This is a genomic window from Rhodobium orientis, from assembly GCF_003258835.1.
In the GTDB taxonomy this organism is placed as follows: domain Bacteria; phylum Pseudomonadota; class Alphaproteobacteria; order Rhizobiales; family Rhodobiaceae; genus Rhodobium; species Rhodobium orientis.
This window is the reverse complement of sequence record NZ_NPEV01000171.1, coordinates 1-269: the sequence shown is the minus strand read 5'-3', so window position 1 is coordinate 269 and position 269 is coordinate 1. Positions and strand designations below refer to the sequence as shown.

1 protein-coding gene is annotated in these 269 nt (G+C 49.4%); it reads right to left on the bottom strand.

Annotated elements, in window-relative coordinates:
- Positions 1 to 253, bottom strand: a 253-nt coding sequence (atpH, locus tag CH339_RS25700) for an ATP synthase F1 subunit delta (protein WP_245408199.1), incomplete at its 3' end; no start/stop codon positions are given.
- Positions 254 to 269: the final 16 nt, after the last annotated feature.

Below are 269 nucleotides of genomic sequence, written 5' to 3'. Positions count from 1 at the left end.
TCTTTCGATTTTCGCCTGCTAATTGACGTTCTATCCGGTCAAGCTTTCCTCTTACACTGCCGTCATAAATGCGGTTCCCGATGCGGATTTTCACACCGCCGATCAGATCCGGATTCACTTCGTTTCTGACGCGCAGTGAAGCGGCGCCTGCTTCTTTTGCAAACACTTGAGAAAAAGAGGAAATTTCCTCTTCGCTGAGCGGTTTTACAGAGTATACGATCGCATCTTCCGTCCCGCGGAACCGGTTCGCCATTTTGACATATTCGTCC